Source organism: Marinobacter sp. AC-23, from assembly GCF_001858325.1.
Taxonomy (GTDB): Bacteria; Pseudomonadota; Gammaproteobacteria; order Pseudomonadales; family Oleiphilaceae; genus Marinobacter.
In genome coordinates, this window is the sequence record NZ_MBPP01000080.1 from 1 (window position 1) to 5,025 (window position 5,025).

Here is a 5,025-nt window from a genome sequence, read left to right on the forward strand (position 1 = left end):
CCCTCGCATTGTTTGATATTCCTGAGGATGCGTTGGTCGTGCTGCCGAAAGGGCGCTTTGTAGTGACGGAAGGCATTGTTGTCAACAGTGCGCGCGGGCTTACGATTACCGGTCACGGTATTAATGAAACCATCCTGGATTTTGGTACGTCCAATGGCGACGACGCGTTCCGTTTCCAGGGCGGTAATGGCATCACTATCCGCGATTTGGGAGTTTACGAGGCGCCCAAAAACGGGATCAAGACAACCAACGTTAACGGTATCCACATCACCTACACCGCTACGGTATGGGAGGGCGATCTGGAAGCAGATAACGGTGCTTATGGCCTGTACCCGCTTAAGAGCCAGAACGTGCTGATGGAGAACAACTACTCCTACGGCTCGGCTGACGCAGGAATATACGTGGGCCAGTCAGAAAACATTGTGGTGCGTAACAATACCGCCAAGAACAACGTGGCTGGCATTGAAATTGAAAACTCCAGCATGGCCGATGTTTACAACAACATTGCGGTTGGGAATTCCGGCGGTATCTTGTCGTTCGATCTGCCAGGGCTGGAAAAGGCTTTTGGCGGTAATGTACGGATTTTCAGTAACCAGATATACGCCAACAACGCGGACAACGTGGGTGCCGGAGTGGTTGGTGCTGTGCCGCCGGGCACAGGTGTGATTGTGCTGGCTGCCAGCGATGTGGAAATTTACAACAACCAGATTACGGACAACGACACCACCGCTGTTGCGATCACCAGCTACTTTCTCATCGATGACGAGGTAGCAGATTATCCTGCCAGTTATGGTGCAACCATGGCGGATGGCTGGAGCCCGACTCTGAAAAATGTCTACCTGCATAACAATACCATTGCCCGTAACGGGGCGGGCCCTCGTGGCGCTTTGCTTCAGCCGATCATCGATGGTTACACGTCTACCGGGAATAGCACAGGAATGGCACAAACCTTCCCGGCCATTCTGTACGACGGTATTGGTGAGCTGTTATCGAATCTCGGCAGCCAGGGAATAGGGGGGTTCAACGCGATTGTCGGGCCAGACGCCGCAGCTGCTGGGGTGAACTATGACCCATACGGCCCCGGTGATCTGATTTGCGCCAACAACAATGTCAATGGGAACCCAGCGCCCGAGTATGACCAGGTCAATACCGGGCTCGTCTACCCGGTTGATCCGGCAGCCGCGACTTTCGACGGTGATAGTCAGCCTGAGGCACAACTGCTGATCGAGCCGATGGTCGGCACCAATTATCTTTCCTGTACCCAACCACGCCTTGCGCCAGCGAAGGTGAACTTCAGAAACAACATATACGGCTGTACCGGGGATGATTTGGCGGAAGCGGCCTGCGCGCTGTAATCATGCCTCTTGAGCTGGCATCTACCCTGCAACAATCAATACCGGTGTGGCGTCGGAGCGGGTTTGCTCCAGCGACACACCGCTGTACGAGAGCATTACCTATGAGAAATAACAACAAAACGATCGCAGTGATTCTGGCAACGTCTTTTTTTCTGGCAGCGTGTGGCGGCGGAGATGGTGGAAACGACACTGGTGATACATCCCCACCAGTGGGCAATGCCTTGAATGCCGGAGCCGGTTCGCCGACGGGCGCAGAGGGCAGTTGCAGCGCGACGACCTCCGGGGTCAATTGGGATGCGTTGATGACAGAAACATGTCCTAAACTCTCGGACTACAACCTGTTTGCTGACGCCACTGACCCGACGGTTGGGCCAACCCGGGGTGGCGTTCCCTATGATCTGTCTACCGCCTTGTTCTCAGACTACACCAGTAAGTACCGTTTCATCTTCGTGCCTGAAGGTAAGGCCGTCAGTTACAACCCTTCAGAAGTGCTGGACTTCCCGGTAGGGACTGTCATCACCAAAACCTTTGCGCTGCCTGCCAACACTGCCATGCGTGATGGGGAGGAGCTGGTTATTGAAACCCGGCTCTTGATCCACCGCACTGATGGGTGGTTTGCGCTTCCTTATTACTGGTCATCAGATTCCGACGCGACTCTGGCCATCGCGGGCAAACGCCTGACGGATCTCACCACCATTAACAATCAAGGCCAGCAGATTACGTTTGACTACTCTGTTCCCAAAGCTGCGGACTGTTCCTCCTGTCACTCTATTGTGCCCGATCTGGAAGGCCCGGATGACGAGCGTGAGCAGATCTTCCTGCCTATTGGTCCAAAGGCGCGTTATCTCAATAGTGACCACGTCTATGCGGATGGCACGGTATACAATCAGCTGCAATACTGGGCTGAAGGCGAGTTGTTGACGGGTTTGCCGCTCAACCCGCAGAGTGTCGAGCAAGCCCCGGTGTTCAATGATCAGGTGCCTGTCGCGTCACTTAATTCCAGCGAGTTGAATGACGCAGCGCGGGCCTATCTCGACATCAACTGTGCCCATTGCCATCGTGCACAGCTTACGTTGCCGGCAGATTACGCAGGGCCTGCTGGTAGCAGTGGTGTGCAGTTGGAGTACAACCGGAATTTTGCGGATTCTCCCAGCAAGTTTGGCGTGTGTAAGGAGCCGATTGCCGGAGGCAAAGATGGCTATCCGTACGACGTGATTCCGGGCAATGCCGATGACTCCTACTTGTTGTTCCGTATGACAACCCTTGAGAGCCGCCATAAGATGCCCGAGCTTGCTCGTAATATTGCGCACATGGAAGGGACAACGCTTATCCGCAGCTGGATTGATCAACTGCCATCGGCAAGTTGTTCATCTGCGCCATAATGAACTAAGCCGGGCCTGGGTGGTGCCGGGCCCGGCACTAGGCAAATTGTGGCATTGCAAAAAATGGTTAGGCCAAAGTTTCAGGAAACCGTACTTTTCTGGCGAAACCCGGTGGGCGTGCACTGTTTAATTTCCCGGAATGCGCGGTTGAATGAGCTGAGGGATCGGTATCCAACATCCAGTGCAATGTTAAGGATTGGGGACGCTGGCTCGGAGGCAAGGCGTTCCGCTGCCTCGGCAATACGCAGTTGGTTGATGTAGTCGTTGAAGTTGCGGTAGCCCAACTCTTTGTTGATTAGCGCCCGGGTGCGGTATTCCGGGAGCTTGAGTTTTTCGGCCAGCATTTTCAGAGTTAGATGTTCCGTACGGTAATAGCCTCCAGCCATCAGGCTGGCAAGGTGCTCCAGGTTTGCGTGTTGAAGATTAGGCTGGATGGAAGGCGCGGTGGCCTGCGGCTCAACCTCGGCAGGTGGAGCCAGCTCACTGCTGAACGATAACTCGTTGAATCGACCCTGCAAAAGGAATGTGGCCAGTGCAATACCGGCAATAGACACCACCAGCGCCCGATTAACCGCGTAGGCGATGCCCAGGTTGAATGCCAGCGCCACCAACAACACGGCAGTGCCTGCCACACACAACACCAGTGCCCGCAGCTTTCGGCGCGGTTCTACTAGGTCGGCAGGCCAGTCTGCCACCACAACCCAAAAGCCCTGAGCGATAATAAGAAACTCAAACAGTTCGCCCAGCTCCCAGCCAAAAAACAAGCCCAGCCCGCTGGCGCTCTGGTGGTCGGAAAAAATACGAGCAATCCAGGGCGCAAGCACGCTGTATAGCGCCATCATGCTCCAGACCGATGCCAAGTTCAGGCGATGACGAAAGGTTGTCTGGCAGAGTAGCCAGAATAAGGCCGGAAGCATGACCTCCAGGTTCAACGTAAGCCATTGCCAGGACACGGGCGTGAGCGGATGAAGCAAAAACCCTGAACTGGCGATAAGAAGTACCGCAAATACCTGCGCAGCAGATGAATGGCGCAGCTCTCGGGTTGTTGCTATCAGAAGAATCACCAGGCAAGCCAGGCCAAAACCGGTCAGGACTAACATCAGCTGAATACTCGACACTATTATTGTTGTTTGCGTTAAACGGGCTCAAACATGTCACTCGAAGGTGCCCGTGTCAATTGTGGCCCTGGGCGCGCGTGCCCTAGGTCAAACCACAGGTTTGAAGGGCCTTTCACCGGCATACTTTGGCATGGTGATGGCAACGGGGATTATCTCCTTAACGGCCCACAACTGGTTTACACCATATTTACTGCTCTCACTGCTGAGCATCGTTTAATCCAGCGGCGAGTAGCCGAGTGAACTCCCTGGTCTTAAAGGGCAGGTACGACCTCGCCAGATATACCGCACTAACAGGGAAGCTTTGCAGCGGTCTCTCGGGTAACAGCGGCACAACTTTCCCCTGCTCAATATCGTCCTTGAACGCCCACAATGGGCCTAAATGAATACCGGCACCGTCATGCACCAGCTGGCGTATGGCCGACACGCTGTTTATCGTGATATTGCTCTTTATTTTTGAGTGAGAACAGCGGCAGCCATCGGCGAACACAATGTCGCTTCTTGCTTGAGACGGTGAATAGAAAATGAAGTTGTGCTCTGCCAACTGCTCAATCGTTTCGGGGGTGTTATGTACATTCAGGTAGTCTGGGCTGGCGACGAGTACCCGGTGGTTCTGCCCGACGTTTTTTGCGATTAAGTCAGAATCACGAAGGGCGCCGATACGCACAGCCACGTCGAGATTTTTTTCCTGAAGGTTTTCTAGCTGGCTGCCCAGCAAAAGCTCAACGGTGAGTTCAGGTGCCTGTTCTTGCATCTGGCGAACCACTGGCACGACAAATTGCGCCCCAAAATCTACAGGCGCAGCAATTCGAAAATTGCCTTTGAGTTGGTTTACCCCGCTGCTAATTTCCTCATTCAGAGCAATCTTTGCATCAATAATTTGGCGCATTCGCTCGTAATAAAATTGCCCGAGTTCCGTTGTCGTTGAGTGTCTGGTTGAGCGACGCAGTAATTTCACCTGCAAACTTGCCTCCAGCGCCGCAATGCGTCTGCTGACGGAAGAGGGTTCACAGTTAAGATTTTCTGCGGCTTTTTTAAAACTGCCCGATTCCACTACCTGAATAAAGAGTTCGTCGTTCGTCAACACACTTATTGCCTTTAATGCAATTAATGGATGCAAGATAGCACTCTTCCCGCCTGCAAAACAGCTGGATATGATTTCTCTAGAACGCC

Annotated in this window: 4 protein-coding genes; 2 read left to right on the forward strand and 2 right to left on the reverse strand. The window is 53.6% G+C overall.

Annotation, left to right across the window (positions count from 1 at the left end; all coding sequences use genetic code 11):
• A partial coding sequence (locus BCA33_RS18915; RefSeq protein WP_071268280.1) for a parallel beta-helix domain-containing protein occupies window positions 1–1,355 on the forward strand: 1,355 nt, incomplete at its 5' end.
• 101 nt (window positions 1,356–1,456) lie between these two features.
• Window positions 1,457–2,737 (forward strand): SO2930 family diheme c-type cytochrome, encoded by a 1,281-nt coding sequence (locus BCA33_RS18920; protein ID WP_071268282.1) that lies wholly within the window; start codon window positions 1,457–1,459, stop codon window positions 2,735–2,737.
• 80 nt (window positions 2,738–2,817) lie between these two features.
• Here the strand turns inward: BCA33_RS18920 and BCA33_RS18925 are convergent, their stop codons facing one another.
• A complete protein-coding gene (locus tag BCA33_RS18925; RefSeq protein ID WP_071268284.1) occupies window positions 2,818–3,837 on the reverse strand; it encodes a helix-turn-helix domain-containing protein in 1,020 nt (339 codons plus the stop codon).
• 214 nt (window positions 3,838–4,051) lie between these two features.
• Window positions 4,052–5,025 (reverse strand): LysR family transcriptional regulator (locus BCA33_RS18930; RefSeq protein ID WP_254774630.1); only part of this gene is annotated, 974 nt, incomplete at its 5' end.

Coding starts and splice junctions, on each gene's coding strand:
- BCA33_RS18920 (WP_071268282.1), top strand. CDS start 1,457: ATGAGAAATAACAACAAAACGATCGCAGTGATTCTGGCAACGTCTTTT.
- BCA33_RS18925 (WP_071268284.1), bottom strand. CDS start 3,837: ATGTTAGTCCTGACCGGTTTTGGCCTGGCTTGCCTGGTGATTCTTCTG.